This is a genomic window from Actinoplanes sp. NPDC049118 (assembly GCF_040648555.1).
In the GTDB taxonomy this organism is placed as follows: Bacteria; Actinomycetota; Actinomycetes; order Mycobacteriales; family Micromonosporaceae; genus Actinoplanes.
In genome coordinates this window covers 401,354-427,450 of sequence record NZ_JBEZDY010000004.1, presented here as the reverse complement: position 1 = coordinate 427,450, position 26,097 = coordinate 401,354, and the positions used below count along the sequence as shown (strand labels likewise).

At 71.1% G+C, this 26,097-nt stretch carries 28 protein-coding genes and 1 pseudogene; 17 read left to right on the top strand and 12 right to left on the bottom strand.

Annotated elements, in window-relative coordinates; all coding sequences use genetic code 11:
• The first annotated feature begins 164 nt into the window (after nucleotides 1-164).
• Nucleotides 165-2,414: a tetratricopeptide repeat protein gene (locus AB0B58_RS08890; RefSeq protein WP_360219843.1), complete on the top strand. Its 2,250-nt coding sequence runs from the start codon at nucleotides 165-167 to the stop codon at nucleotides 2,412-2,414.
• Nucleotides 2,415-2,538: 124 nt separating this feature from the next.
• Here AB0B58_RS08890 and AB0B58_RS08885 read toward each other — a convergent pair whose 3' ends face one another.
• Nucleotides 2,539-2,817, bottom strand: coding sequence for a hypothetical protein (locus tag AB0B58_RS08885; protein WP_360219931.1), 279 nt, complete (start codon nucleotides 2,815-2,817; stop codon nucleotides 2,539-2,541).
• 111 nt (nucleotides 2,818-2,928) lie between these two features.
• Here AB0B58_RS08885 and AB0B58_RS08880 point away from each other — a divergent pair, with 111 nt between their 5' ends.
• The 8 genes and pseudogenes from AB0B58_RS08880 to AB0B58_RS08845 all read left to right on the top strand — a co-directional run bounded on the left by AB0B58_RS08880 (nucleotide 2,929) and on the right by AB0B58_RS08845 (nucleotide 6,976).
• On the top strand, nucleotides 2,929-4,041 hold the full coding sequence (locus tag AB0B58_RS08880; RefSeq protein ID WP_360219840.1) for a hypothetical protein: 1,113 nt from the start codon (nucleotides 2,929-2,931) through the stop codon (nucleotides 4,039-4,041).
• A 5-nt stretch (nucleotides 4,042-4,046) separates the two neighbouring features.
• Nucleotides 4,047-4,433, top strand: a complete 387-nt coding sequence (locus AB0B58_RS08875) for a hypothetical protein (RefSeq protein WP_360219837.1) — start codon at nucleotides 4,047-4,049, stop codon at nucleotides 4,431-4,433.
• Nucleotides 4,430-4,891, top strand: a complete 462-nt coding sequence (locus tag AB0B58_RS08870; RefSeq protein ID WP_360219834.1) for a hypothetical protein — start codon at nucleotides 4,430-4,432, stop codon at nucleotides 4,889-4,891. The genes AB0B58_RS08875 and AB0B58_RS08870 overlap by 4 nt, the downstream gene beginning before the upstream one ends.
• Before the next feature lie 192 nt (nucleotides 4,892-5,083).
• Nucleotides 5,084-5,314: pseudogene (locus tag AB0B58_RS08865) on the top strand (AAC(3) family N-acetyltransferase); the annotation flags it as partial.
• A 34-nt stretch (nucleotides 5,315-5,348) separates the two neighbouring features.
• Entirely contained in the window at nucleotides 5,349-5,630 is a 282-nt protein-coding gene (locus tag AB0B58_RS08860) for an AAC(3) family N-acetyltransferase (RefSeq protein ID WP_360219831.1), read from the top strand.
• On the top strand, nucleotides 5,627-5,899 hold the full coding sequence (locus tag AB0B58_RS08855) for an AAC(3) family N-acetyltransferase (protein ID WP_360219928.1): 273 nt from the start codon (nucleotides 5,627-5,629) through the stop codon (nucleotides 5,897-5,899). The genes AB0B58_RS08860 and AB0B58_RS08855 overlap by 4 nt, the downstream gene beginning before the upstream one ends.
• A gap of 23 nt (nucleotides 5,900-5,922) precedes the next feature.
• Nucleotides 5,923-6,207, top strand: a complete 285-nt coding sequence (locus AB0B58_RS08850; RefSeq protein ID WP_360219828.1) for a hypothetical protein — start codon at nucleotides 5,923-5,925, stop codon at nucleotides 6,205-6,207.
• Between the two features lie 97 nt (nucleotides 6,208-6,304).
• A complete protein-coding gene (locus AB0B58_RS08845; RefSeq protein WP_360219825.1) occupies nucleotides 6,305-6,976 on the top strand; it encodes an enoyl-CoA hydratase-related protein in 672 nt (223 codons plus the stop codon).
• Between the two features lie 45 nt (nucleotides 6,977-7,021).
• Here the strand turns inward: AB0B58_RS08845 and AB0B58_RS08840 are convergent, their stop codons facing one another.
• Nucleotides 7,022-10,390, bottom strand: a complete 3,369-nt coding sequence (locus tag AB0B58_RS08840) for a CARDB domain-containing protein (RefSeq protein ID WP_360219822.1) — start codon at nucleotides 10,388-10,390, stop codon at nucleotides 7,022-7,024.
• Between the two features lie 281 nt (nucleotides 10,391-10,671).
• Nucleotides 10,672-12,114, bottom strand: a complete 1,443-nt coding sequence (locus tag AB0B58_RS08835) for a protein kinase domain-containing protein (RefSeq protein WP_360219819.1) — start codon at nucleotides 12,112-12,114, stop codon at nucleotides 10,672-10,674.
• Nucleotides 12,115-12,399: 285 nt separating this feature from the next.
• Here AB0B58_RS08835 and AB0B58_RS08830 point away from each other — a divergent pair, with 285 nt between their 5' ends.
• The gene (locus AB0B58_RS08830) at nucleotides 12,400-14,373 is read left to right on the top strand and encodes a CocE/NonD family hydrolase (RefSeq protein ID WP_360219816.1); all 1,974 of its coding nucleotides are present in this window, start codon (nucleotides 12,400-12,402) and stop codon (nucleotides 14,371-14,373) included.
• Here the strand turns inward: AB0B58_RS08830 and AB0B58_RS08825 are convergent.
• The gene (locus tag AB0B58_RS08825) at nucleotides 14,339-14,704 is read right to left on the bottom strand and encodes a nuclear transport factor 2 family protein (protein ID WP_360219813.1); all 366 of its coding nucleotides are present in this window, start codon (nucleotides 14,702-14,704) and stop codon (nucleotides 14,339-14,341) included. The genes AB0B58_RS08830 and AB0B58_RS08825 overlap by 35 nt on opposite strands.
• Nucleotides 14,705-15,003: 299 nt before the next feature.
• Nucleotides 15,004-16,164, bottom strand: coding sequence for a serine hydrolase domain-containing protein (locus AB0B58_RS08820; protein WP_360219810.1), 1,161 nt, complete (start codon nucleotides 16,162-16,164; stop codon nucleotides 15,004-15,006).
• 244 nt (nucleotides 16,165-16,408) lie between these two features.
• Between AB0B58_RS08820 and AB0B58_RS08815 the strand changes: the two genes are divergently transcribed.
• The 3 genes from AB0B58_RS08815 (at nucleotide 16,409) to AB0B58_RS08805 (ending at nucleotide 19,654) form a co-directional block, all read left to right on the top strand.
• Nucleotides 16,409-16,876, top strand: a complete 468-nt coding sequence (locus AB0B58_RS08815) for a hypothetical protein (RefSeq protein ID WP_360219807.1) — start codon at nucleotides 16,409-16,411, stop codon at nucleotides 16,874-16,876.
• A 1,589-nt stretch (nucleotides 16,877-18,465) separates the two neighbouring features.
• Entirely contained in the window at nucleotides 18,466-18,963 is a 498-nt protein-coding gene (locus AB0B58_RS08810; protein ID WP_360219804.1) for a VOC family protein, read from the top strand.
• A 43-nt stretch (nucleotides 18,964-19,006) separates the two neighbouring features.
• Nucleotides 19,007-19,654, top strand: a complete 648-nt coding sequence (locus AB0B58_RS08805; protein WP_360219801.1) for an NAD(P)-binding domain-containing protein — start codon at nucleotides 19,007-19,009, stop codon at nucleotides 19,652-19,654.
• Here AB0B58_RS08805 and AB0B58_RS08800 read toward each other — a convergent pair.
• A complete protein-coding gene (locus AB0B58_RS08800; protein ID WP_360219798.1) occupies nucleotides 19,600-19,974 on the bottom strand; it encodes a helix-turn-helix domain-containing protein in 375 nt (124 codons plus the stop codon). The two genes, AB0B58_RS08805 and AB0B58_RS08800, sit on opposite strands and share 55 nt — an antisense overlap.
• Before the next feature lie 118 nt (nucleotides 19,975-20,092).
• Between AB0B58_RS08800 and AB0B58_RS08795 the strand changes: the two genes are divergently transcribed.
• Nucleotides 20,093-20,995: an alpha/beta hydrolase gene (locus tag AB0B58_RS08795; protein ID WP_360219795.1), complete on the top strand. Its 903-nt coding sequence runs from the start codon at nucleotides 20,093-20,095 to the stop codon at nucleotides 20,993-20,995.
• Here the strand turns inward: AB0B58_RS08795 and AB0B58_RS08790 are convergent.
• Nucleotides 20,910-21,374, bottom strand: a complete 465-nt coding sequence (locus tag AB0B58_RS08790) for a VanZ family protein (RefSeq protein ID WP_360219792.1) — start codon at nucleotides 21,372-21,374, stop codon at nucleotides 20,910-20,912. The genes AB0B58_RS08795 and AB0B58_RS08790 overlap by 86 nt on opposite strands.
• Nucleotides 21,375-21,471: 97 nt before the next feature.
• Here AB0B58_RS08790 and AB0B58_RS08785 point away from each other — a divergent pair, with 97 nt between their 5' ends.
• Nucleotides 21,472-21,744 (top strand): hypothetical protein, encoded by a 273-nt coding sequence (locus AB0B58_RS08785; RefSeq protein WP_360219789.1) that lies wholly within the window; start codon nucleotides 21,472-21,474, stop codon nucleotides 21,742-21,744.
• A 64-nt stretch (nucleotides 21,745-21,808) separates the two neighbouring features.
• Here AB0B58_RS08785 and AB0B58_RS08780 read toward each other — a convergent pair whose 3' ends face one another.
• Together AB0B58_RS08780 and AB0B58_RS08775 are read right to left on the bottom strand one after the other, a co-directional pair.
• Complete coding sequence (locus tag AB0B58_RS08780) at nucleotides 21,809-22,144, bottom strand: YnfA family protein (RefSeq protein WP_360219786.1); 336 nt, start codon at nucleotides 22,142-22,144, stop codon at nucleotides 21,809-21,811.
• A 28-nt stretch (nucleotides 22,145-22,172) separates the two neighbouring features.
• Nucleotides 22,173-22,529: an STAS domain-containing protein gene (locus AB0B58_RS08775; RefSeq protein WP_184989705.1), complete on the bottom strand. Its 357-nt coding sequence runs from the start codon at nucleotides 22,527-22,529 to the stop codon at nucleotides 22,173-22,175.
• A gap of 338 nt (nucleotides 22,530-22,867) precedes the next feature.
• Between AB0B58_RS08775 and AB0B58_RS08770 the strand changes: the two genes are divergently transcribed.
• The gene (locus tag AB0B58_RS08770; RefSeq protein ID WP_360219782.1) at nucleotides 22,868-23,803 is read left to right on the top strand and encodes an AraC family transcriptional regulator; all 936 of its coding nucleotides are present in this window, start codon (nucleotides 22,868-22,870) and stop codon (nucleotides 23,801-23,803) included.
• Nucleotides 23,804-23,813: 10 nt separating this feature from the next.
• Here the strand turns inward: AB0B58_RS08770 and AB0B58_RS08765 are convergent, their stop codons facing one another.
• The gene (locus AB0B58_RS08765; RefSeq protein ID WP_360219779.1) at nucleotides 23,814-24,152 is read right to left on the bottom strand and encodes a hypothetical protein; all 339 of its coding nucleotides are present in this window, start codon (nucleotides 24,150-24,152) and stop codon (nucleotides 23,814-23,816) included.
• A gap of 304 nt (nucleotides 24,153-24,456) precedes the next feature.
• On the opposite strand from AB0B58_RS08765, the gene AB0B58_RS08760 reads away from it, so the two are divergent.
• Nucleotides 24,457-24,657, top strand: coding sequence for a hypothetical protein (locus tag AB0B58_RS08760; RefSeq protein WP_360219934.1), 201 nt, complete (start codon nucleotides 24,457-24,459; stop codon nucleotides 24,655-24,657).
• 27 nt (nucleotides 24,658-24,684) lie between these two features.
• Here the strand turns inward: AB0B58_RS08760 and AB0B58_RS08755 are convergent, their stop codons facing one another.
• Nucleotides 24,685-25,443: an anti-sigma factor gene (locus AB0B58_RS08755; RefSeq protein ID WP_360219776.1), complete on the bottom strand. Its 759-nt coding sequence runs from the start codon at nucleotides 25,441-25,443 to the stop codon at nucleotides 24,685-24,687.
• A complete protein-coding gene (gene sigK / locus AB0B58_RS08750) occupies nucleotides 25,440-26,054 on the bottom strand; it encodes an ECF RNA polymerase sigma factor SigK (protein WP_360219773.1) in 615 nt (204 codons plus the stop codon). Before sigK ends, AB0B58_RS08755 begins: the two co-directional genes overlap by 4 nt.
• Nucleotides 26,055-26,097 lie beyond the last annotated feature (43 nt).

Here is a 26,097-nt window from a genome sequence, read left to right as displayed (position 1 = left end):
GATCCGGGCAGGGCGGCGGCGTTCAACCTGTCGGTGGGTACGGTGCACGGTGCGGCCGGTCAGTTCAACGCGCCGGTGTCGTTCGACCAGCGGACCCAGCTGCTCCCCCCAGCGCCGCCGGTGGCCGGGTAGGGGCAGCGGCCGCCGGCGCGGACCCGCCCGGCATGGACATCGGCACCTCCTACGGGGCGGCTGGGGTCTTCAACGCCCCGGTGACGGTCAACGGCCGCGCCCTGGCGGAACTGCCACACCGGGTCGGGGCGGTGCCCCGGCTCGCACACAACCGCCAGCGGCGCCCGGCCGACGATCTGCTGGCCACCACGATCACCGGTGGGGGCACCGCGGTGGTGTGCCAGGTCCTCGCCGGGATGGGCGGGGTCGGCAAGACCCAGCTCGTCGCGAACCTGGCCGAACAGCTATGGCAGGCCAGGACCCTGGACCTGCTCGTCTGGGTGACCGCGGGCAGCCGCGACAACATCATGAACACCTACGCCCAGGCCGCCACCGACATCACCGGGGCCGGCGATCCGGACCCGGTACAGGCCGCGCAGCGGCTACTGGCCTGGTTGGCCGGCACCGATCGGCGGTGGCTGGTCGTGCTCGACGACGTCGCCGATCCGCAAGATCTGGCCGGGCTGTGGCCACCCGACACCGCCTCCGGACGCACCGTCGTGACGACCCGCCGCCGCGACACGGCCCTGCTCGACGGGCGGCGCCTGGTCGACGTCGGCGTGTTCACCAAGCAGGAGGCGGCCGACTATCTGCGGGGGCGTCTTGGCGACAGCCCGCACCGCTTGGACGAGGCCGACCAACTGGCCGCCGACCTCGGCTTCCTACCGTTGGCCTTGGCGCAGGCGGCCACTTACATTCGCGACCAGGACCTCACCTGCGCCGGCTACCGCCAGCGACTACGTAAGAAACGCCTCGACCGGCTGCACCCGAAGACGCTGCCCGACGGGCAGCAACAGGCCGTCGCCGAAACCTGGGGCCTGTCGATCGAACTCGCCGACACCGACACCGACGGCCTGGCCGGGATCGTGCTGCAACTCGCCGCGATCCTCGACCCCAACGGCATCCCCGCCAACCTGTTCACCACCACCGCCGCGCTCGGCCACTACCGGCAGCGCCTCGGCCGCGAGGTCGACGGCGACGACACCCACGACGCGGTACGCGTGCTGTACCGCCTCGGCCTGGCCGACACCACCACCGACCCCGACGGCGCCGGCCTGCTGCGCGTACACGCCCTGGTCCAACGGGTGGTCCGTGAGGCCACCCCCGAACCGCAGCAACCCACCCTCGCCCACACCGCCGCCGACGCCATCAACCAGCTGTGGCCGGGCATCGAACGCGACAACACCACGACCCGGCTCGGGCAACTGCTCCGCGCGAACACCACCACCCTCGCGGACGTCACCGGCGACCACCTGTGGCACACCGCCGACGACGTACACCAGGTGCTGTTCCGCGCCGGCCAGAGTCTCGGCGAGATCGGCCTGGTCGCCGCCGCCCGCGACCACTACGAACGCCTGCACGCCGACAGCGCGCGGGTGCTCGGCCCCGACCACCCGCACACCCTTGCCGCCCGCAGCCACCTCGCCCGGTGGCGGGGTGAGGCCGGGGACGCGGCCGGAGCCGCCGCCGCGTTCGAGCCGCTGCTCGCCGACTACCTGCGGGTGTTCGGCGCCGACCACCCGCAGATCCTGACCACCCGCCACCACCTCGCCCGGTGGCGCGGCGAGGCGGGGGACGCCGCCGGAGCCGCCGCCACGTTCGACCAGCTGCTGACCGACTACCTGCGAGGACTCGGCCCCGACCACCCGCACACCCTGACCACCCGCAGCAACCTCGCCTACTGGCGGGGCGCGGCCGGTGACGCCGCCGGAGCCGCCGCCGCGTTCGAGCCGCTGCTGGCCGACCGGGTACGGGTGCTCGGCCCGGACCACCCGGACACCCTGACCGCCCGCCTCCACCTCGCCTACTGGCAGGGCGTGGCCGGGGACGCCGCCAAGGCCGCCGCCGCGTTCGAACAGCTGCTCGCCGACTACCTGCGGGTACTCGGCCCGGACCACCCGCACACCCTCGCCGCCCGCAGCCACCTCGCCCGGTGGCGGGGCGTGGCGGGTGACGCGGCGGGGGCCGCGGCCGCGTTCGGGCCGCTGCTGGCCGACAGTGTGCGGGTACTCGGCCCGGACCACCCGCACACCCTCGCCACCCGCCACCACCTCGCCCGGTGGCGGGGCACGGCGGGGGATCCGGCCGGGGCCGCGGCCGCGTTCGAGCCGCTGCTGGCGGACTACCTGCGGGTGCTCGGCCCGGACCACCCGCACACCTATGCCACCAGCAGCAACCTCGCGTACTGGCGCCGCAAGGCAGGCGACACAGGAGACGGAAGCCCACCCGTCGACGCCGCCTGACAGAGCCCAGCGGCTCGCTGATCACTCACTTGGACGATCACGCCAGATGCGCGTCAGTCAATTCAGCTCTCTGCGGCCCTGAGGGCTCCCCGGCCCTGCTGGCGGCGACGATTGCCGGGTCGGGTCAAGCCACCGCTTGGGCGACGAGTTGACCGTCGACGAAGGCGTAGACCGGTTGGGCTCGGAAGCCGGCGAACAGCGCCTTGCGGTGCTTCTCGATGCGTACCTGGTGCTGCTCCTGCGAGCCCACCACGAAGTCATAGCGCTTCACCAGGTCGATCGATGCGAGCCGCACCGTGTTGACGACGTTGACGCCGTCGACCTTGATCGACAGCCCGCCCCAGAACTTGTTGAACGAGAACACGACCTGGTGGCGCTCGCTTACGCCGACATCAAACGTCATCTGCACCCCGACACTGTATGGCCGCGCGGCCGGGGGCATCGGCCGTCACCCGCCGTCAGTACCTTGATGATCAAGGCCTGATGATCCACGGGGGAAATGATGTCGTTCTGGGTGGATATACCGGGGGCGAGCAAGCTGCCGCCCGCACTGGACCGGTTGGGTGTCGACGCCCGCGCCGGCATGACGTTTGTGAAGGACAACACCGGCCTCGCCTACGGCGACGGGCTGCTGAACAAGATCAAGGACAGTCATGAGGCCGTCGTGTCGGCCGTCACGTACCTTCTCGAGGACATCGCCAAATACCCCGCCGAACAGGGCAGCGCCGCGGTGACCCTGGCGCTACACGCCTACGAGAGCGCCGACCGTGGCGCCGTGACGCGGCTCGATGACGCCGGCCGCGCCGTCTTCGTCGACCGCACCAAGTTCTCGGGCTACTACCGGATGGACGGCGATCCGACGAGCTTCACCGACGCCTACGAACCCCAGGGCCGGTACAAGGCGACGATCGCCGACTACAACAAGGCCGACCAGTTTCAGTACGCCCCGGCCCTGTGGGACGTCGCCAGCCCGACCTCATGGATGCGCGACGCCATCTGGGGTGCCACCGAACTCGGCGCCAAGATGGGCATCTTCGACCGCGCCTACGACCCGTTCGAGTCCTGGGTCAAACCCCTCGCGGGCGACTGGGCCGGCGTACGGGCCTGCGCCGACGTGTGGGACAGCATCGCCCTGGCTCTGGAGGATATGTCCGGCAACCTCCGACGCCATGCCCTCGGCGTCGACGGCGTGTGGGGCGGAAATGCCGCCGACGCACTCATCTCCCACTGCTGGTACAACGGCGAGAAGATCCTCGACGTCACCACACCAATGCGGGGGCTCGCCGCACGCTACCGCGAATCAGCCGACGCGATGTTCGAGATCGGCAAGGTGATGGGCTCACTCATCGCCGACCTCTGCGACGCTGCGATGATCTTCATCAGCGAGGCGTCCCTGGCCGCCGCGACCTCCGAGACCATCGTCGGTGGTGTCGTCTTCGGCGGCGCCGCCATCTACGAGGGCTACAAGATCTGGGACATCGTCAAGGAGTGCCTCGACCTGGTCGGCCGCGCAGACTCCCTCACCAGCGCCCTGAGCTCCGCCGGAGGCGACTTCGGGCTCATCGGCGACGTCGGCAACCTGCCTATTCTCACCGGGCCACTCGACCTACCGATCCCCGCGAGGTGACCGACGTGCCGCGAGAAACAGACCGCCTCAGAGACATCGTCGACGCGCTCGACGGCACCCCGTACGGCAGCGTTCTCCGCGACGAACGCCGCCGGCGCCAGATCGTCTTCGAGGCCATGGCGGGCAGCACCGATCCGATGACCCGCGAGGTCGGAGAACAACTCCTCTCCGGTGCGACCACGCCACGCGAGTTGCTCCAGCACGGCGACTACCGGCAGTTCCTCACCGACTCGTTGGCGACTGCCCAAAACCTCGACCTCGACCGGCTGCAATCCGACATCGCCGCCGCCCGAGCGGATGAACGGCTCACCGGCGACCCCGACCAGGACCTGCACGCCGGCGAGCCTCCGGCACGCCGCGAGGACGAGCCGGACAAGGACCACCGGCGATGACCGGACCCTCGCGGAGCCGGTCCACGACGATCACCGGCCGTACCCTCGTCGCCGTCGGAGCGGCCATCGTCCTGCTCTGGGCACTGCTACTCGGCAGCGCCTACTCCGGCGACTACAGCACCGCACACACCATGACCACTACACCCGGCTATCTCAACGGCGACGCCCGCGACGACGCCCGGAAATGCCGGGTCACACCCGCCAACGGGGAACCACGGGACATCACCGTCCCCGCCATGCCCCAACGCGGCATCGACATCAACGGTGCCCGCATCGACGCCTGGTTCGAAGGCGAAGCCGCCATCGCCTGCGACCAGCCCACCCGGTTCACCCAAGGCACCCTGGTCCGTTTCCATCCCCTCGTCGAGCAATGGATCGTGCTGCTGGTCGGCCTGCTCATAGCCGGCGGCGGCCTCTATCAACTCGGACTGTTCCGGCACGTATCGCGCTACCCATGACGGACTCACTCGTCCGGCCGCCCTGCACCGTGGAGGTAGGCGCGGCTCTTCGTGCCCGCACACTCGTCCGCTACTTCAGCATCGACTCGTGCCTTGAGGGACGTTCGGACAGCGTTCTACTCCGGCCACCGGTCGCGAGAAGAGTGAAGTTCTGGAGAGCTTGCGAGATCCGACGTCAATAGACTGCGTCGAATGGGCCAAGCGACACCGCACACGGTTCGGTCCCTGGCGTCTGACCTGCGCAGGCTCGGCATCGCCTCGGGTGACGTCGTGCTCATGCACTCGTCGTATCGGAGCCTCGGGTTCGTTGCCGGAGGCACCCAGGCGGTTGTTCAGGCATTGCTGGACGCGCTCGGCCCAGAAGGCACCCTCGTCGTGCCGACACAGACGTTCGAAAACACCGACCCGGCCGGGTGGCGGCATCCGCCCGTGCCAGAGGCGTGGTGGCCGGTCATTCGTGAGCAGACCCCCCGGATTCGACCCGGCGCGGACTCCGAGCCGTGGGATGGGAGTCATCGCCGAGACGGTCCGCACTTGGCCGGGAGCATTGCGCAGCGATCACCCCCTGGTCTCGTTCGCCGCGGTGGGCGCACGGGTCGCCGAGATCGTCGGCGGGCATCGGCTCGACGACGCGTTCGGCGAGGCCTCGCCGCTCGGCGCGGTGTACCGGCTCAACGGCAAGGTGCTGCTGCTCGGATGCGGCCACCGCTCCAACACCTCACTTCATCTTGCGGAGTGACGGCAGACGTCCCCGGCGCGTGCGGTCACCGGATCGTCGGTCCGGCAGCCGGACGGAACGCACAATGGACCACCTGGCTCGACGTCGATGCCGACGAGAGTGATTTCGAGCGGCTGGGCGCCGAATTCGACGCCACCGCTGCCGCGATTGTCGGCCGGGTCGGCGATGCGACAGCACGCCTGATGCGTCAGCCCGCTGTAGTCGACTTCGCGACGGCGTGGATGGCCGTCAACCGGGGCCCAGGCGGCAGCGAGGACAGGAACACATAGCGTCCTTGAGCAGGAAATCGACGATGACGACATACGACCAGTGGCTCGACGCGTACAGCGCCGCCTACGACATGGTTCCCGGTCCGCTGATGGACGGGTGCCCGAACTGCGGGCGCCGCTGCCTGCAGCTGGTCTTCACCGGCGATCTCGACCGGATGGTGGGCTACGCGCACTTCTGGTGTGACAACTGCCTGCAGGGCATCGGCATTTCCCGCACCACCATCCCGGACGATGCCGTCATCCAGGACATTCGGCAACCCAGCGAGCAGCGCGAACCGAAGATCCCCAACTATCGGCTGGTTCAGTGACCACCGCACGGCGATGCCTTGCGGCCTAAGTTACCGATGAGTAACGTCGACCTCCTGTGAACGGTGCACCGCACCCCACCGCTGACGAGGAGCCGACGTGCCAACACTCGACCGCCAGAACGACGTGTTCGTCCTCGATCTCGGGGATGGCGAGAACCGGTTCCACCCCGACTGGATCGCCTCGGTCAACGCGGCCCTGGACGAGGTGGAGAAGGCGGACGGCCCTCGCGCCCTGGTGACCGCCGCGACCGGGAAGTTCTTCTCCAACGGCCTGGACCTCGAGTGGCTGTTCGCGCACGGCGACCAGTACCAGGAGTACGTCGTCAGCGTCCACGAGCTGTTCGCGCGCGTTCTCTCGCTCCCGCTGATCACGGTGGCCGCCCTGCAGGGGCACACGTTCGCGGCCGGCGCGATGCTCTCGCTGGCGCACGACTTCCGGGTGATGCGCGCGGACCGGGGCTACTGGTGTCTGCCGGAGGCGGACATCGAGATCCCGTTCTCGCGGGGGATGTCGGCGCTCATCCAGGGCCGGCTCGCCCCGCAGACCGCGCACGAGGCGATGACGACCGCCCGCCGCTACGCGGGCCCGGACGCGCTCACCGCCGGCATCGTCGACCGCGCCGTCGACGAGGACGCGGTGCGCCGGACCGCCGTGGAGATCGCCGAGTCCATGACCGGCAAGGCCGGCGACACGCTCGGCACGATCAAGACCCGCATGTACGCACCGGCCCTCGAGCTGCTGCGCGACCGGGAGAACCCCCTGGGCTGAGCGCGTCGGGGCCCCCGGCACCTGCCGGAGGCCCCGCGCCGGCCGTCAGCCGCCGGTGATCGTGAAGCCCGAGCCCGGCTGGATGACGATGTTGCCGTCGGCCGAGTTCGTGATCGTCACGTTCGTCAGCGTCGCGTTTCCGCGGGCGCCGCTCATCGCGAGGATCCCGGCGCCGTTGGTGGATCTGTCAATCCTGACGTTGGTGATGGCGACGTTCGGCATGTTGCCGCCGCCGTTCTTGAACTGGATGCCGTCGTAGGTCGAGTCGGAGATCTCGGTGTCGCGGATCGTGACGCCGGTGATGTCCCTTGTCGACGGGAACAGGGTGATCGCGCCGAACTCCTGGTCCTCGTTCCAGAACGCCCCGCCCGTACGGTAGAGGCCGTTGTTGGCGATCAGCGTGGTCCCCCCGAACGGGAGCGGGCTGTGGTCCGTCGCCAGCATGATGCCCGGGTAGTTCATCGTGTCGTAGATCAGGTTGTTCTCGATCGAGTTGTTGGAGCCGCCGTAGATGGCGATGCCGTTCGCCCGCCACGGCAGCTGCACCGTGTTGTTGACGAAGTGGTTGTTCGACGCGATGTCGACCGCCTGGTCCTTCACGTACGGGTTGGCCCAGACCGCCAGCGAGTCGTCGCCGGTCGTACGGAACGACGAGTTGAACACCCGCGAGTTGCGCGTGCCGTTGCTGAAGTTGATGCCGTCCGCGTACGTGTTGCGGATCCGCATGCCGGAGAAGTCGAGCCCGTCGCCGGGGTTCCAGTAGGCGGGCGTGTCCGAGTAGTCGCGGCCCACCCAGGCGCCGACGTTCACGTGCTCGATCCAGACGTTGCTGATCTTCGTGTTCCTGCCGAACCGGCCGTTGAGGCCGTGGCCGCGGTTCGCCCGGTTCTGGGTGTTGCCGAAGATCGCCAGGTCGGAGATCTGGGTGTTGTCGTCGATGTCGAAGCCGACGTTGCCCTCGTGCGGGTGGTTGATGTTGCCGACCACGTTCTGCGGCTGGGTGTTCGTGTAGAGCTGGGAGTGCCACATGCCCGCGCCGCGGATCGTGACGTTGCGCAGGCCCTTCTGGTTGTACTGGCCGCGGGCCGGGTCCGGCGAGAGGATCTTCTGCTCCTGGCGCCACTGGCCGGCCGGGATCCAGACGCAGCCGATCACACCGTTCTGGTTGTCCGTCACGGCTCGCTGGATCGCCGCCGTGTCGTCGTTGCCGTCGTTCGGCACCGCGCCGTACGTCGTGATCGAGGTGCAGCCGGCCGGCTGGCTCGCCGCCGGTGCCACCTGCTCCAGGTCGATGAAGTCGATGATGTAGAACGAGGCGTTGTCCGCGGCGTCCCGCTGCAGCTTGAAGCGGGTTCCGGCCGGATACGACTGCGAGAGCAGCGCGTGCGACTCGTCGAAGAGCCGCCGGGCGTCGGCCGAGGGCGAGTTCGACAGGGACTCGGTGTCGTCCGTCGTGCCGTACAGCCAGCTGTTTCGCGACGAGAGCGTCAGCTTCTGCGCGAACTGGTCGTTGATGTAGAGGCTGATGCTCGCCTCCTGACCGCCGCCGCCCGGTGCGTCCGGGATGGAGTTGCGGACCACGATCGAGTTCGACTGGTTGACCGACGTGAACTCGACGAACTGCCCGGTGCCGGTCAGCCGCACCGACCTGCGCCCGGACGACTCCGTGGCGAAGTTGGTGTGCCCGAACGTGCGCAGGGCGTCGGTCTCCAGCAGGGTGCCCTGGTAGCGCGCCGCCTCCGCCTCGTACTCGACGTACGGCACCGCCGCGCCGCGGCCGACCACGACCGAGCGGGTCAGCACGTTGTTGCTCTCGTTCGTCTCGGCGACGGCGCCGGTCGCGTCCGCGGTGGCGGTGAGGGTGGCGCCGCCGCTGGTCGCGGTCCAGGTGCCGGCGATGGCCACGTTCGCGGTGGCGCCTGCGGCGATCGCCGGCGTGCTTCCGTTGAGCGTCGTGCCGCCCGCCGTCAGGCGGGTCGTCGAGGCGCCCGCGCCGCTGGTGCCGCGGTTGTTCACCGCGACCGTGAAGGAGACCGCCGCGCCGACGGCGGGGTTCGCCGGGTTCGTCGTGATGCCCAGGACCTGCAGGTCCGGGCCGGGCGCCTGGCCGACCACCAGCTGCGTGGCCGCGGTGAAGGTGTTGTTGTCGTTGTTCTGCTCCGCGACCGTGTTTGCCGGGTCGACCACCGCCGCGACGCTGTAGCTGCCCATCGGCTGCGCCCCGACGTTCGCCGAGACCGTGGCCGACGCGCCGGCCGCGAGGGCGCCGACCGACGCGCCGCCGACGACGTTGCCGCCGAGCCTGAAGTCGACCCGGGTCGCGGCCGCGGCCGCCGTGCCCTGGTTCCTGACCGTGGCCGAGAGCGTGACCGCGGTGGCCTCGCTCGGCGACGCGGGCGTCCAGGTCGCGGCGGTGACGACGAGGTCCGGGTTCGGCGCCCAGCCGCCGAGCACCTGGAAGTCGGCGACCTGGCCGCCCGGCGCGCCGGTGTTGCTGAAGAACTGCAGCTGGAGGTCGGCGGCGCGGCCGGTGACCGGGATCGTGACCGAGTTCTGGTTGGTGGCCGGGTTGAACGTGTAGTCGGCCCGCGCCTTCAGCGACGTGAAACCGGTCGCGGCCTGCGCGCGGCCGAGGACCTGGATGTTCTGCGTACGGGTACCCCAGATCGGGTCCGGGTTGAGCTTGACGACGACTCCGGTGACGTCGGCGTCGGCACCGAGCTTCACGGTCAGCGTCGCCGGGTAGCCGTTGGACTCCCAGTAGCTGGTCGGGCTGGTGTCGTTGGCGTTGCCCGCCACGAAGGTGAACACCGACGACGACGCCTCGATCGGCTTGCCGCCGGCCAGGTTCGTGCCCGTCGGCGGGTCGCCCGGGTCGCCCGGGTCCCCGCCGGCCACGCCGTAGATCTCGAACTCGGAGACCTGCGCGGCCGGCCAGCCCGTGTTGGCGGTGATGTGCACGCGTACGTATCGGACGGTCGCCGCGGCGAAGTCGATGGTGACCGTGTTGGCCGAGGCCGGATCGAAGACCCGGCCGGCCGAGGCCGAGAGAACGCCGAAGCCGCTGCCGTCGGTGCTGCCCTGCACACTGAGCGTCTGGGTACGGGCACCCCACGCCGTCGCGGGCGGCAGCTTGAGCACGACCTGATCGATGGCGACGGCACCGCCGAGATCGATCTGCACCCATTGCGGGAACGCGTTCGACGGGCTCTCCCAGTACGTCTGCGGGTTGCCGTCGTTGACGTTGCCCGCGACGTACGGGCCGTTGGCGCCGCTGGCGGCGACCGGCCTGCCGGCGGAGAGGTTGGGTCCGCCGGCCGCGAGGGCGGGCGTCGGGGTAAGCGCCGCGGCGGCGACCAGGCCCGCCGCGAGGAGGCCGCTGAGCAGCCTCCGGCTGAGTTGCTTCCGTTTCATGGCGTCCTTGTTCTGTGAGAACGACAGAGGGGATTGCCACGGGTCGACACCGCCGAGGGGGTGTGCGGCGGCGTGACGCGTGGCAGAGGTGCGCCGAGTCGGGGAACGGGGCTATTTCGGGGGAAACACGGATGACAGGCGCGTGAGCGATGCGCTTGCCTCGATCTTTCGGGCCACTCCGCAGAAATTGCGTGGTGTCTGCCAACTTCTTGCGGCGCGAGGCATCCAATGTTTCAGATGTGTCACTGTTTCGTCAACGCCCGAGGCAGATGTGAACGGCGTCAGATCGGGAGGGTGACCGCCGTCGGGGATCCGGCGACGCAGGTCACCGTCATCCGGATCCGGCTCGCCACGTGCTTGAAGACGATCGAGGCCGTGAACGCGGGTCCGGCGCTGACCCGCTCCACCTGGTACGGGTCCTTCGGCGCCCAGGCGACCAGCTTCGCCTGGCCGGAGTCGTCGCAGCTCGCCTCGACCGTGCCGCCGGGCGACGTGAACGTGCGCACCTTCGCGATCGGCTCCGCCGTGGCCGGCGCGACGGACGGCGCCGGCTCCGCGCTGGGCGCCGGGCCCCCGGACGCCTCCGGCGCCGAGGCGACGGCGGACGGCGCGACGGACGGATCCGGGTTCTGCTCGGGCGCGATCGGGGACCGGGCCGCCGCGGTCGGTCCGGCAGACGGCGCACCGGTCGCCGCCCGCGCGGGTATCGACGGCACCCCGGCCGGCGCGCCGCCGGCGTCGTCCTGGGCGCCGATCGACGGCAGCAGCCCGGCCATCGCGATGGCGACGACCACCGCCGCGGCACCGCCGACGAGCAGGCGCTTCCGCGGCCTCCCCGGCGGCGGCGCCGGCTCCCCCTCGGGGACCGCGACCGTGGCATCGCGCTCCGGGGCCGCGACCGGCGGATCCTCCTCGGCGGCCCGCTCCAGGATCGCGGCGGCCTCGGCCGCCGTCGGCCGCTCGGCCGTCTCCTTGCGCAGCATCTGATTGACCAGGGCGGTCACCGCCGCCGGCACGTCCGCCAGCGGCGGTAGCGGCGCGGGCTCCACGTAGACATGCGCCGTCAGCATCTGCGTCGTCGTGTCGACGCTCCACGGCGACTCGCCCGCCAGGAGCCGGTACATCAGCACGCCCAGCGCGTACACGTCGGAGGCCGGCTCGACGGCGTCGCCGGTCAGCCGCTCGGGCGCCAGGTAGGCCGGGGTGCCGAGCAACTCGGCGTCCGGATCGGCCGGCCCGACGGTAGCGGCGATGCCGAAGTCGACGACCTTGGCGCCGTCCTGCGTGACCATGACGTTGGCCGGCTTGATGTCGCGATGCACCAGCCCGTCGGCATGTGCGGCGGCGAGCGCCGCCGCCACCTGGCCGCAGATCCGGAAGACCTGCCTCGGCGCGAGCTTGCCTGACTTCACCCGCTGCTGCAGCGTGATGCCGTGGATCAACTCCATGACCACGTACGAGACCGGGCGCCCGCTCTCGTCCGACTCGCCGAAGTCGTACACCTGGGCGATGTTGCGGTGCGACAGCGTGGCGGCGGCGCGGGCCTCGTCGCGGATCCGGGCACGCCACTGCGGATCTCCGGCATAGCGACCGGCGAGCACCTTGACCGCCACCGCGCGCCCGAGGACCTCGTCGCGGGCACGCCAGACGACGGACATGCCGCCGCTGCCGAGCTCGTCCATGAGCACGTAGCGGCCGCCGAGTGTGCGCTGCCGAACCTCCATCCGAAGAAGTCTGCCGACAAATTCGCGGTTTCGCACCGTACCAGGCCGGTGAAAAAGCTTCACCTTCGCCAATTACATACCAATAACGTCCAAATCAGACTTCGATCATCACGTACGGGATGAGGCGCACTCCACACGGCCGGCCGCCGGCCGACCCGCACGGCGCTGGCGAGCGACCCATCCGCCGCCGACCCCCACTCTCCGGCCGGACCGCGCCGGCCGGGTCGCCGCACCGGCACCAAGGTGAGCGATCATCTGAACCGTGTGTTCCCGCCAAGGAGTTACATGAGAATCGCCGACCGCGTCCTGTCCCGCCTGCTGGGCCTGCCACCCGCACGCAACGGGTACACGGTCGACCACGGCCTGCGGATCCCCATGCGCGACGGCGTCGACCTGCGTGCGGACCACTACTCGCCGCAGACCCGGGACCCGCGCGGAACGGTGCTGGTCCGCACCCCGTACGGGCGGGGCTTCCCGGAGTCGGCGCTGCACGGCCGGATGCTGGCCGCCCGCGGTTACCACGCGCTGATCGGCAGCGTGCGGGGCACGTTCGGCTCGGGCGGGGCGTTCGAGCCGATGGCCCAGGAGACGGCGGACGGCCGCGACACCATCGCCTGGCTGCGGGAGCAGCCCTGGTTCGACGGCCGGCTGGCGACCGTCGGCGGGTCGTACCTCGGGTGGGCACAGTGGACACTGCTGCAGGATCCACCGCCGGAGCTGCGGACGGCGCTGGTCTACGTCGGCCCGCACGACTTCCGCGAGGCGGTCTTCGGCACGGGCGCGTTCACGCTCGGCGACTTCCTGAGCTGGAGCCACCAGATCGCCGGCCAGGAGGCGCGCGGGCTGCGGCGGCTCACCGCCCGGGTGACGGCCCGGCGCCGGCTGGAACCGGGCCTGCGCGACCTGCCGCTGGCCGAGGCGGCGGAACCGGTACTGCGGGGCCGGGCGCCCTGGTACCGCACGTGGCTCTCGCACCCGCAGGGCGACGACCCGTTCTGGGGTGCGTACCGGGCCGGCGCCGCGCTGGAACGGGTGCGGGTGCCGGTGCTGCTCGTGAGCGGATGGCAGGACCTCTTCCTGGACCAGACACTGATCCAGTACGAGACGCTGCGGGCGCGCGGCATCGAGGTGTCGCTGACCGTCGGGCCGTGGACCCACGTCGGCACGGCCGTCTCAGGCGCGGGCCTGGTGGAAAACCGGGCCCTGGCCTGGCTCGACAGACACCTGGCCGGTCCCGCCGACAGCATGGCCGGTCCCCTGCCGGCAGACCCCAGCGACCCGACCAACGCCGAGAGCCTCCAGGTGCGCGGTCAGTCCTTCCTTGAGCACCACCCCAACTACCACGGCACCACCAACCCCACACCAGCAAACCACCGAGACCCAACCAACCCCGACTACCCCAACGACCACCACGCCAGCCGCCCCACACCAACAAACCCCGACCACCCGACCGTTGCCGGCCACCCCAACGACCACCACACCAGCCGCCCCACGCGAACAGACCGCGGCCGGCCGACCGTTGCCGGCCACGCGAACGATCGCTGCGCCAGCGGTTCTGCGCGGGCGAGCGGGGTCGCCGAGCCGGGTGAGGCGCCGGTGCGGGTCTACCGCACCGGTGAGAAGCGGTGGCACGCGATGGCGGTCTGGCCGCCCGCCACGGCACCGGCGTCGTTCGTGCCGGATCCGGTCGGCGGACTTTCCGCCGGCGACTCGGTCGAGGGCGAGATCAGCTTCCGCTACGACCCGGCCGATCCCACGCCCTCGGTCGGTGGGCGGGTGCTCTCCGGCACCGCGGGCGTGCGGGACAACCGCCGGCTCGAGGCCCGGCGCGACGTGCTGACGTTCACCACCGCTCCGCTCGCCGCCGACCTCGACGTCGCCGGCCCGCCCATGCTCGAACTCGCCCTGTCCGTCGACAATCCCCACGCCGACGTCTTCGTGCGGCTCTGCGACGTAGATCCACGCGGCCGCTCCGCCAACTTCTCCGACGCGATGCTGCGACTCGATCCGGGCGTGCCCGCCGGCGACGTGCAACACCTGCGGCTGGCCCTGGACGGCTGCTTCCACCGGCTGGTCGTCGGACACCGGCTGCGTCTGCAGATCTCCGGCGGCGCACACCCCCGCTTCTCCCGCAACCTCGGCACTGACGGCACGTTCGTCGACGGCGCGAAACTCGCCACCTCCCTGCACACCGTCCACACCGCACAGACGCGGCTGGTCCTGCCTATTTCTTCGGATGTTCCATCCACCACTCGGTGAACTGGCGCGCCTGGCCGGAATGGTCCAGGCGCAGCACCCACATGTTGCTGTAGGTCCGCGGCGGATCGCGATAGACCGTCCTGGCCTCGATGATCGCGAGATCATCGGTCACGATCAGCGGATGCCACTCGAACGTCGTGTCGCCGGGCTCGTCCTTGTTCTCCAGCCAATTCGCCACGATCTCGTCGCGGCCGAGCCAAGGCTTCGCAAAGGGTTCGGTGAAGTAGGCGGCATCGTCGGCGAAGAGCCCGCCGACGTCGTGCGGGTCGTTGGACTCCCAGGCCACCCGGTAGCTCTGCACCCACGCGGTGACAGCATCAAGGTTGGTCATCGTCGTCTCCCTTTCCCGCCGGGAACCACGCCTGGAGCGTACCCAGCATCACCCCCGCCGGCGGCTGACGATCTCGTCCGGTTTTCGCATGGACCGCAGCCGTAGAGGCCACGGATCCCCGCGCTCCGGTGCGAATGCCCGAACCCTCGACAACCGACACGCCCCGCGCCGCCACCGGCGGGGGCGAAGGCTGTGTGCCGGAGGGCTTCGTCTGCTGCTCGGGCCGGCGCGGCCAGGGGTCTCCGCCGTGCGCTCGATCGGCGGCATGGTCGGGGCTCGGGTGATTCTCGGGATCTCCGTCAGGTGTATGCCAGTTCGCGGAACTCCTTCATCGCGCCGTTCCACATGAAGTCGGTGACCTGGGTCATCGCGATCGCGGTGAGCTCCTCGTGCGGGTCGTTGAACCAGTGGGTGCCGTAGCCACCGCTCCAGCCGTATTGCCCCGGGGCGGCGGCGGGTGGGGACGGGGTGACGGCCACCGCCATGCCGAGGCCCCAGCCGGAGTTTCCAAGGATCGTCCCGCCGGTGGCGGACTGTTCCGGCGTCAGCCGGTTGGTCGTCATCAGCTCCACGGACTGCTCCGACAGCAGCCGGGTGCCGCCGTGCACGCCGCGCCGCAGCAGCATCCGTGCGAAGGAGTGGTATTCGTCCACGGTGGACACGAGGCCACCCGAACCCGAGGGGAAGACCGGCGGGCTGCTCCACACCGTGGGCGGGGTGGTCGCTGTCCGATCCTTCATCTCGTTGGTCTCGGAGTCGGTCATGTAGTAGGAGGGGAGCTGCGCCGCCCGCTCGGCGGGCAGCCAGAAGCCGGTCTCGGCCATTGCGAGCGGATCGAAGAGCCGTTCGCGCAGGAGGTCGCCGAGCGGCTGGCCGGCCGCCCGGGCGAGCAGCACACCCAGCACCAGGGTGCCGGCGTTGTACAGCCAGCGCTCACCGGGCTGATACATCAGCGGGAGCGTGGCGAAGCGCCGGATCCACTCGTCGGGGTCGTGCGGAGTCCGCGGATCGGGCTCGGCAAGCACGAGCCGCAGCTTCTCCGCGGCCTCCACGATCGGGAAGGGCGGGTTGAAGGTCGGCTCGGTGAGCGTGCCGAAGCCCATCCGGAAGGTGAGCAGGTCCTCGATCGTGACCGGGCGGACCGCCGGGACGGTGTCGTCGAGCGGGCCGTCGATGCGGGCCAGCACCCGCTGGCCGGCCAGCTCGGGCAGCAACCGGTGGATCGGCTCCTCGAGGTCGATGAGGTCGTCCTCGACCAGGATCATCGTGGCGGCCGCGAGCACCGGCTTGGTCAGCGACGCGATCCGGAAGACGGTGTCGCGCCGCATCGGCACGTCGCCGCCGAACGCGGTCGTGCCGATGGTGTCGACACGGACGTCGTCGCCGCGCGCGACCAGCGTGACGATCCCGGGAAACCCGCCGCTCTCGATGCGTGCCGCCATTGCTTTGTGCAACGTCATGCCAGTCACCTTGCCAGGAGCCTCTGACAATATCCGGGATCCGGCGGGGACGGTCCGGATGATCGCCGGACCTACCCGACGGAGGCATGTGCTCGGCGCGGGCCTCGGCGTCGATCCGCCGATCCGCTCCGCAGGGGACGGCTGCGGGCGGTGGGCTCCGCTGCGCCACAGGGTGATCGGCAACATCGACCGGGCTCCCGCGTGGAGGCCGGGAATTGTCGGACCCCGGGGCTAGCGTCGAAGCGTGACGAACCAGTGGCGGCATCTCCCCGCACCCGCACGGCCGATCGCCGCGGCCGTCGACGCCGCGGTGACGGCGGTGCGAGCTCACGACACCGAGGCCCTGGCGTCGGCGGCGGGCGAACTGGCCGCGCAGGACCGGGCCCAGGCCGCCCTGATCCTCGGCACGACGGTTCGGCTGTTGCTCGAGGCCACGCACCCGGACGGCCTGGACGGCGACGCCGTCCGCGAGGTCCTCGAGCAGTGCGTCCGCGCGTCTGCGCAGTGGCACCCGGAGGTGGATCCGCACGTGGTGCTGATTCTGCTGGCGGGTTCACTGGGTGTGCACGACGACGAGGAGCCGTCCCCGAAACCGGACGCGCTGGCCCTGCACTCGGCGCTGCTCATCGCGTACCTGCTCGGGCCGCGCCCGCTGCCGGAATTTCTGACGCTGGCGCTGGGCGAGATCGAACGCGCCCAGCTCAACGACTAGACGAGCGAAAGGGGTCGGTGTCTGATCCACTCGCCCTACGTGATCAAGCCGTCCGAGGCGATGAGAGGCTTCCGGGTGGTCGGCCTGGTGGTCGGGGGCACGGCGAGACCGTCCGCCTGCAAGTCGCGCACCAGCGACTCCCCGGCCGGGGCGCCGTCCAGCCGGGATGTGTAGTCCCGGGCCTGCGGATCTCGATGGTGGCGGTCTTGCTCAGGCCGAGCAGGAGCGGGACAGGACCCTTCCCGCGAGGTAGCCGGCGTTCGAAACCGTTCGCGCGACGTCCGCCGTTGTGGATGTTGGCGGGTAGGGCGCGGAGCTCACCGTTTCTCCGCAAACTTCCACCTGTCTCACACCCCGCTCTCGTTGGGTCCCGGAGGTGGCGCTTGCCATCCGGATCCGGTGGGCGGGTCACCCGACAGGGTGATCCGGCCGGGCGGGCCGCAGCCGGCTCGGCACGACGGCTGGGGGTTTCGTCTGCGCTGGGCGGTGATCGTCACGCCGATCGACACCCGGTCCGGTTCCGGGATGGATGTGGCCCTGGATGCCGATCCGGTGAGGATCGGTGCCACGCCGCGGGGCGCCGCCGGATCCGCGGACCCCGGTTGTCGGCCGGGCGGTCGGAGGCTGATGACGGCCCGCCCGGGCACGGGCTGATTAGCACGGCGGGATGTATCGATGAGCCCCACGGGTCGTTGAGTCTTTCGGCGGCGGCATCTCGCCGGCGCCGAACGTTCGCTCGACAGGAGCCCGCCATGGCCAACAAACGACCGGTTCCCTCCGGCAGAAAGCCGGCGAACGCCCGGGGTAGGCAGAGCGCCCCCGACAGTCCGGCACGCCCGCAGGCCGCGGCGGCCACTCCCAGCCCGCGCCGTCCGTCGTCGTCGGGTGGGCCGTCGGACCCGCGGCCGATCGCGGCGCCCTTGATCAAGCGCACGATTCCGTCAAGCCCGCCCGAGCCGCAAGCGCCGAGCACCCCGGGGGGCAACGAGCCGACGCGCGAGCCTCACGCTGCGGCCACCCCGGCCAACGTCCACTCCACGGCCAACCCAGCCACCGCCACCCCTTCCAGCATCCAATCCGCGGCCAGCCCGACCACCATTCACTCCGCGGCCGACCCAACCACCGCCCAACCCGCGGCCAACCCGACCACCGCCCCCTCCGCGGCCAACCCGACCACCATCCAATCCGCGGCCAACCCGACCACCATCCATTCCACGGCCAACCCGACCACCATCCATTCCACGGCCAACCCGACCACCGCCCGCTCCGCGGCCGCAGCCCGCGGTGCGACCGCGGCCCGCTTGGCCAGCTGGCCGCAGCCCGGCGCTCAGCGCAGGTCACGGACGGACAAGGCCGAACAAGCCCCACCCCACGCCGACAGCCGAGGCCCGGCCTCCGGCGCGACCGCCGCCGTAGCGACCGGCGCGAAAGCCCAAGACGCAGCCCTCGCCGGAGCAGCAGCCGCCACCCCCGAAGCGGCCCCTATCGCCGCCGCCGGAACGGCCCCCGGAACGGCCCCCGGAACGGCCCCCGGAACGGCCCCCGGAACGGCATCCTCCTTCGGCCTGGCACACACCGGCCGGGCGCGCGTGGATCTCCGCGGCGTCCGTTCTCCCGCCAGTCCCGCCGGCGGGCACAGCACCGAGCCGAGCACCGGCCCAGGCACGCACCGGCCCGAGACGATCGGGGGCGCCAAGGTTCCGCCGCCCCGGCCCTTCCTGCCGGGGCTGCAGCTCCAGCCGATGGTGCATGTCGGCGACATGGCCACGGCCGTCGCGTTCTACGAGAAGCTCGGCGGCGAGATCAACCACGGCGACCGGAACGGCGACTGGGTGCTCATGCAGGTGGGCACCGCCCAGATCGGACTGGTCACCCGCCCGCCGGACGCCGCGCGCGGCGCGAGCACCGTCGAGCTCAACTTCTCCGCGACCATGCCCCTCGACCGGCTCGAGCGGTGGCTGCGGGACCACGGGGTCAAGATCGTGGAGGTGGCCCGGGACCTGGATCTCGGCACCCAGTTGCACGTCGAGACGCCGGACGGTATGCCCATCCGGATCCACCAGGTGGAGTCGGACCTCATGGTCTAGGACACATTCAGGACTACGCCGCCGCCTCCGGAGATTGGCATGGGTGGAGATACGGAGGATCGGCATGAAGATCGGCATCATCGGCGCCGGGCACATCGGTGGCAACCTGGCGCAACTGCTCGTTCAGCATGGCCACGAGGTCGTGATCGCCAACTCGCGCGGACCGGCGACGCTCGGTGCCGTCGCGCAGCGGACCGGTGCCACCCCGGTCGAGGTCGCGGACGCGCCGCGGGACGCCGAGGTCGTCATCGTCGCCGTGCCGCTCAGGGCCGTCGCCGAGCTGCCCAAGGGGCTGCTGGACACGGCGCGGCCGGGCGTGGCCGTGATCGACACGAACAACTACTACCCGCAGCGGGACGGGCAGATCCGGCCCATCGACGACGGCATGACCTCCGCGCGCTGGGTGAGTGAGCAGCTCGCCCGACCGGTCGTGAAGGCCTTCAACAACATCGTCGCCCAGCAGTTGCTGGACCGGCACACCAAACCCGGCACCGAGGGCCGGCGGGCGCTGCCGGTGGCCGGCGACGACGGGGCGGCCAAGACCGTCGTGCTCGGGCTCGTGGACGAGATCGGCTTCGACGCCGTCGACGTCGGCGGCCTCGACGAGTCGTGGCGCTACCAGCCCGGGACGCCGGCTTACGGCCCGGACGTCACCGCGGCCAAGCTGATCGAGCTGCTGGAGGGGGCCTGAGCCGACGCCGCCCACTCGCAGATCGCGGCCAGGGGTTCCTCGAGCGTCCTGCCGAGCGGCGTCAGGGCGTACTCGATGTGCTGCGGCGGGTCCACTTTGAGCACCCGCCGCTCGACCAGGCCGTCCGACCGCATGCCGCGCAGCGTCTCGGTCAGGACCTTCTGCGTGATTCCCGGCAGTCTTCGCCGCAGGGCTGCCGGCCGTTGCGGGCCCGCCAGCAGGGCGTAGATCAGAAGCACGCGCCACTTCGCGGAGAGCCGCTCCAGGGCCTGCCGCGTCGCGCAGGTCTCCTCGAGCACGTCCGGAATCATCAGCGTCATTCGAAACCCCCGAAAGCGGACGGAGAACCCGCGAAAGCGGGTGGGGAACCCGGGAATGCGGATGGGCACCGCCAGGTGCCTACTGGCAGGCGGCCTCCGCCGAGCCTAGCGTCGATGCGTGGACGACATCCGTACCGAAGAAGTGACCTTTGACAGCGACGGCCTCACGCTGATCGGCACCTTGCGGGTGCCGGCCGCGGCGGACGGCGGCGCGGTCGTGCTGACCGGGCCGTTCACCGGCGTGCAGGAGCAGGTGACCGGGCTGTACGCCGACCGGCTGGCCCGGCAGGGCCTGATCACGCTGGCGTTCGACCATCGCGGCTTCGGCCGCAGCGCGGGCCGCCGGGGTCACGAGGACACCCAGGGCAAGCTCGCCGACCTGCGGTCGGCGGTCGGTTTCCTGCGGGCGCGGCGCGAGGTGGATGCGGACCGCATCGGGGTGGTGGGCATCTGTCTGGGCGGCGGGTACGCGGTGAGCGCGGCCGCAACCGATCCCCGGATCCGAGCGGTGGCCGGGATCGCCGGCGCCTACAACAGCCCCGCCTGGTTCGCGGTCGACACGTCCGGCTACCGCGCGGCGTTGCGGGGCTTCATCGACGCCTACGACGACTACCTTCCGGCGGTCGCGCCGGACCACGGCGAGGCGGCGATGGCCGGCGACGAGCCGTGGTCCTACTACGGCACCGCCCGGTCCGCCGCGGTGAGCTGGGAGAACCGGGTCACGCGTGGTTCGCTGCACGCGCTGATGACCTTCGACGCGCTCGGCCGGGCCGCGCTGCTCGCCGAGACGCCGCTGCTGATCGTGCACGGCCGCAAGGACGACTACTGCAGCCCCGAACTCGCCGCGCGGATGCATGCCGACACCCCCGGCGACAAGGAGATCGTCTGGCTGGACGCCGACGAGCACGTCGATCTGTACGACGTGGAGCCGTACGTCACGCAGGCGGTGACGGCGACGACGGCCTTCCTGCGACGCACGTTGCGCGGTGCCGCGGCGACGGCACCGCCAGCCGCAGGATGAGCAGGCCGAGCAGCGCGCCGCCGGTGTTGGCGATCAGGTCGTTGACGTCGACCGTGCGGCGGCTGCCCAGCGTCATCCCGAGCGCGAACTGGGTCAGCTCGATCGCCAGGCTCACCGCCGCCGCGTGCGCGGCGAGCCGGCGTACCGCGTCGAGGCGGGGCCTGAGCAGCGGCAGCAGCACCCCGAACGGGATGAACATGATGACGTTGAGGACGAAGCTCGGGCCGTCCACATCGCCGGGAATCAAGTGGATCGTCGTGCGCCACGGCTCGTCGGCCCAGTAGGCGGCTGAACGGACCCGGATCGGGAAGATGGTGACGGCGACGACGCTCGCGGCGTACAGGAGAAGGACCGTGATCGTGACCCGCCGCCGCAGCATGATCTGTCAAACGTAGGCGAACGCTGTCCGTTTCGGCACCTGGGTGACGGCCGTCACTTGCAGCCTATAGAGGTTCCGTGGGCGTCCTGGTTGGCCGGTGGCACGATCCGTCCGGGTCGAGTCGAGGGCCGCCGACGTGCCGGCGTACGAACTGGGCGCGACCACGTCCTCGCTCACGTTCTTCCGGTGCATGGGCGGCGCGATCGGCGTCAGCGCCCTCGGCACGGTCCTGGCCAGCCGGTTGACCATCCTGACGACCGAGCGCTTCGGCCCCGGCAGCGCCCGGCGGCGGGGGTGCCCGACCTTGCCGCCCTCCCGCCGCAGGTCCGGGCCGTCCTCGACCAGGGACACTGCCGAGTCGTTCCTGTAGGCGCGCCGGTCGCGGCCCTCGTCGTGATCGCGGTCCTCTTCATCAGGGAGAAGCCGCGGGGCGGCTATGCCCCGCGTGGGGCGTACATGATGACGCCGACGCCGGCCAGGCACAGCGCCGCGCCGATCAGGTCCCAGCGGTCCGGCCGGAAGCCGTCGAGCAGCATCCCCCAGCCGAGCGACCCGGCGACGAAGACCCCGCCGTAGGCGGCGAGGATCCGGCCGAAGTTCGGGTCCGGCTGCAGGGTCGCGACGAAGCCGTACGCGCCGAGCGCCGCCACGCCCGCGCCGACGAAGTGCAGGCCACGGTGCTCGCGGATGCCCTGCCAGACGAGCCACGCCCCGCCGATCTCGGCGAGGGCGGCGAGCAGGAACAGACCGATGGAACGCAGCACGGACATGCGCTGCATTCCAGCACAGGGCCGCCGGTCAGCTGGGCCGCAGGCCGACGGACGTACGCGGGGACGACGGCTCGGCGCAGCCGAGCAGGCCGACCAGGCCGGAGATCCAGAGCTGGCGGTAGACCGTCGGGCTCGGGTGGCTGACCACGAGCTTGACGCCGCTGGCGGCCGCCGCGTGGAAGCAGGCCACCAGGATGCCGATGCCGATACTGTCGATCAACATCACCCGTTGGAGGTCGAGGTCTATCTTGCCCGGCGTGGTGCCGGTCAACACGTCGTTGACGGCGTCGCGCATCACGTGGGCGTTGTCGAGATCGATCTCGCCGCTCGGCGCGATCTCGACCGTGCCATCGGCCAACTGGCGAGTGGTGATCGGCAGATACACAGCTGCCCTCTTCCTGGCGTCGTGCGGGCGACGCCACCTTCGCGCGGGTCTCAGCGCCGACAGCGCAGTTCGGCACCTCACCCAGGCGCCGACCGGACACCGCATCCCAACAACAGTCCGCTGGTCTGCAAGTTACGCCAGGTAGGCGCGGAACGCCAGAGTAGTTCATATGGCCAGAATGTGCTGGAACGGCCAGCTGATGGCGTGAACGTTGACGACGTACCAGTCAGAACCAAATACTCACCGTATGCGTAGGAGCGCCTCACGAGATGGGTGAAGCTAAATTCAGGACGGTATCGTCCGGTTCGGCATCCCCGACGACCGCAAGCTTCAGCAGCGTGGACATCGATGACACGCGCTCGTTGCTGAATCGGTTCTACTATCCGCTCGCCGTGGGTGCGCCCGAGGGCGCCGAGGGCTTCCGGTTCAACGCCGAAGTGATCAAACTCGGACCGCTCACCGTGGGGCAGCTCGGCTTCGGGGCTCCCGTGACGCTCATCGCCTCGGAGCTGGACGCCTACCACGTGACCATTCCGACGGCGGGCCGGGTGCACGCCCGGCACGCCGGCCACGAGGTCGTCGCCGGGCCGTCGACCGGCATCGTCTTCGGCCCCGGCAGGCCGGTGTACACCCTGCATGACGCGCACTCCGCCGAGCTGGACGTCAAGATCGAACGGCCGGCTCTCGAGAACGAGCTCGCGGCGCTGCTCGGCCGCCCGGTGGTCGGCCCGATCGACCTGCCGCCGGCCATCGACCTCAGCGGCGGGGCGGTGCAGAGCTGGGGCCGGCTGGTGCGGCTGCTCAGCGGCGAGAGCGAGGACCCCGGCAGCCTGATCTGGCAGCCGCTGATCGCCGACCTGCTGCGGCGCAGCGTGCTCAACGGGCTGCTGCTGAGCGTGCGGCACCGCTACAGCGACGAGCTGAACGCGCCGGTGGCCGCCGGTCCGCCGCAGGCCGTCCGGCGGGCGATCGACGCGATCCAGCACGAGCCGGAGCGGCCGTTCAGCGTCGCCGACCTCGCCCGGATCTCCGGCATCAGCGTGCGGTCGCTGCAGGAGGGCTTCCGGCGGCACGTCGGTTGCGCGCCGATGGCCTACCTCCAGTCGGTGCGGCTCGGCCGGGCGCACGACGCACTGCGTCGCGAGGACCCGGCCCGGGTCACCGTCGCCGCGGTCGCGCACCGCACGGGCTTCGCCCACCTCGGGCGCTTCGCCGCCGCCTACCGGGCACGCTTCGGCGTCTCACCGTCTCAGACGCTGCGGGGGCCGGCGTAGGGGCCGCGGCCTACTCGCCGGGGTCGCTGCGGCGCCGGGGCCGCGGCATCTCCTTGACCCGGGGCGCACCGGCCATCTCGCCGAACAGGTCGCCCCGCGGCGGCACCCAGTGGCGCCAGGGCCCGAGCCGCGGCGGCACGGTGGCGGCGACGCCGTCACCGGAGCCCTGCAGGGCGCGCAGATACTCCAGGACCCGGGCGGCCGACACGCCGCCTTCCAGGGCCATCCCGAGCATCGCCTGGGTGTCGTCGTCGAGCACGAACTCCCGCCGGCGCAGCAGCGCGGCGAACGCCGCCAGCAGCTGCACGACCTCGTTCGCGTCCCGCTCGGCGTCCGGCAGGCTGCTCACCGCTGCACTTCCCAGCGATCGATCATGTGTCACGTTCCCCTCGCGCCACGTGCCGCGAGTCGCCGCCGGCGGCCCACGCATTGAGTGATCCCCGCCGGAACACTCACACACGCGCCAACGCAGAAATGTATTCGTCTCGTAACTCACAGTCCATCCGATGCGCGCGGCGGCTGTCCGAATCACGCTCGCTTGGCAGTTGAAGTGTTTGATCGTCCGATTTATGGGGACGCGTCAGTGAGTCGCTGGTCAGCGGGGGCACGACGGGGTAGGAACTAGGGGAAGGGCATCCACCGATGGAGGAGCCATGACCGAGCAGAACCCCGACGACCCGGGACTCCTGCGTTCCGGCGCGAAGCCGGTGCTTCGTACCGGGGCGGACCAGCCCTGGGATCCCGAGGACCTGGCCCTGGCCGAGGGCCGGGACCCGACACCGGAGAACATAGAGCGGGCCCGCAGGGAGCTGGAGCGGGACGGCCCCGCCGCCATCGAGCGCACGGTGCCCTGACGGCCGCCGGGCCGACCAGAGGCGGCCTCAGGTCAACGGGACCTGGGCGACGATCTGCGACGCGGTCGGGACGCGCGAGCCACCGGACGGCTCCACCGAGACGGCGAAGACGTCGTTGCCCGGCACGCCGTCCACCACCCGCACGGCCGACGCCTGCCCCGCGGGCAGCACACCCGCATCCACCGCCGGGCCGGTGCCCCTGATCTTCCACATCTGGAAGGCCCGGTCGGCGGACGGCGCCTCGTCGGCCCGCAGCGAGACCACGCTGGCGCCCTGCTGCTCCGACGAGGCCACGGTGACCCGGCCGCCGCCGATCATCGGTGCGGTGCGGACCACCAGGTCGGCGGCGGCCAGGATCGCCTCGGTGCGGGCCTCGCGGGTGCGGGCCTCCGCAACCACGGCGCTCTTCTCCCGTACGCGCTGCTCCTGTACGGCCCACACGGCCGCACCCGCCCCGGCGGCCAGGATGCCCGCCGCGGCCGCGGCCGCCGTGTACCGCCGCCAGCGCGGCGCCGCCGCGCGCGCGTCCGCCCGCGGTCGTGCCGACTCCACCGGCGGCAGCTGTCGGGTCCGCCCGACCGCGGCCAGCACCTCGGCGCGAAGCCGGGGAGGCGGGACGGACCAGGTGCTGTCCGCCAGCCGCGATGCGGTGCCGCGCAACTCGTCCACCTCGGTCCGGCAGGTCTCGCAGTCGGCGATGTGCCGCTCGAAGGAGACCCGCTCGAGGTCGTCCACTGCGTCCAGCGCATAGGCGCCGACCAGGGCGTGAATGTCGGCGGTGGTCACGCGGTCACCTCCACACCCAGGCAGTCGCGCAGGCGGATCAGGCCGTCGCGCATCCGGGTCTTGACCGTGGGCAGCGGGGCTTCGAGCAGGTCGGCCACCTCCCGATAGGAGTGACCCTGGTAGTACGCCAGCGTCACGGCCTGGCGTTGCAGCTCGGTCAGGCCGTCCAGGCAGTGCCGGACCTGCTGGCGTTCGAGCCGGCCCGCCACCTCGTCGACGACCTCGTCGTACGGGGTGTCGACGGAGGCGACCCCGACCTTCATCATGCGGTCGGCGGACGCCTGCTCGGCGCGGACCCGGTCCACCGCGCGGCGGTGCGCGATCGTGAATATCCAGGAGGTGGCCGAGCCCCGGGCCGTGTCGAAGCGCGCCGCCGTGCGCCACACCTCGACCAGCACCTCCTGGGTCACCTCCTCGGCCTGCGCCGGGTCGCGCAGCACCCGCCGGATCAGGCCGTAGACCCGCGGGACGACCAGGTCGTACAGGCGGCCGAAGGCACCCTCGTCGCCGCGGGCGACGAGGCGGAGCAGGTCGCCCGCGTCCGCCGGCGGCCCGGACCCGGGCACGGCCGAGAGGTGGTCCGGCCGGCGGGCGGCACCGCGCTCGGTCATGGGTCAGCCCTCTCCATCGTTCCCGCAGATTCAACCCTCATTC

What these genes read in the sequence shown, in the direction of transcription:
- AB0B58_RS08760 (WP_360219934.1), top strand. Translation starts at nt 24,457, where the DNA reads ATGACCGAGCAGAACCCCGACGACCCGGGACTCCTGCGTTCCGGCGCG.
- AB0B58_RS08870 (WP_360219834.1), top strand. Translation starts at nt 4,430, where the DNA reads ATGACCGGACCCTCGCGGAGCCGGTCCACGACGATCACCGGCCGTACC.
- AB0B58_RS08780 (WP_360219786.1), bottom strand. Translation starts at nt 22,144, where the DNA reads ATGTCCGTGCTGCGTTCCATCGGTCTGTTCCTGCTCGCCGCCCTCGCC.
- AB0B58_RS08890 (WP_360219843.1), top strand. Translation starts at nt 165, where the DNA reads ATGGACATCGGCACCTCCTACGGGGCGGCTGGGGTCTTCAACGCCCCG.
- AB0B58_RS08840 (WP_360219822.1), bottom strand. Translation starts at nt 10,390, where the DNA reads ATGAAACGGAAGCAACTCAGCCGGAGGCTGCTCAGCGGCCTCCTCGCG.
- AB0B58_RS08820 (WP_360219810.1), bottom strand. Translation starts at nt 16,164, where the DNA reads ATGACGTTGCACAAAGCAATGGCGGCACGCATCGAGAGCGGCGGGTTT.
- AB0B58_RS08835 (WP_360219819.1), bottom strand. Translation starts at nt 12,114, where the DNA reads ATGGAGGTTCGGCAGCGCACACTCGGCGGCCGCTACGTGCTCATGGAC.
- AB0B58_RS08825 (WP_360219813.1), bottom strand. Translation starts at nt 14,704, where the DNA reads ATGACCAACCTTGATGCTGTCACCGCGTGGGTGCAGAGCTACCGGGTG.
- AB0B58_RS08790 (WP_360219792.1), bottom strand. Translation starts at nt 21,374, where the DNA reads ATGCTGCGGCGGCGGGTCACGATCACGGTCCTTCTCCTGTACGCCGCG.
- AB0B58_RS08850 (WP_360219828.1), top strand. Translation starts at nt 5,923, where the DNA reads ATGACGACATACGACCAGTGGCTCGACGCGTACAGCGCCGCCTACGAC.
- AB0B58_RS08885 (WP_360219931.1), bottom strand. Translation starts at nt 2,817, where the DNA reads ATGACGTTTGATGTCGGCGTAAGCGAGCGCCACCAGGTCGTGTTCTCG.
- AB0B58_RS08830 (WP_360219816.1), top strand. Translation starts at nt 12,400, where the DNA reads ATGAGAATCGCCGACCGCGTCCTGTCCCGCCTGCTGGGCCTGCCACCC.
- AB0B58_RS08800 (WP_360219798.1), bottom strand. Translation starts at nt 19,974, where the DNA reads ATGACGCTGATGATTCCGGACGTGCTCGAGGAGACCTGCGCGACGCGG.
- sigK (WP_360219773.1), bottom strand. Translation starts at nt 26,054, where the DNA reads ATGACCGAGCGCGGTGCCGCCCGCCGGCCGGACCACCTCTCGGCCGTG.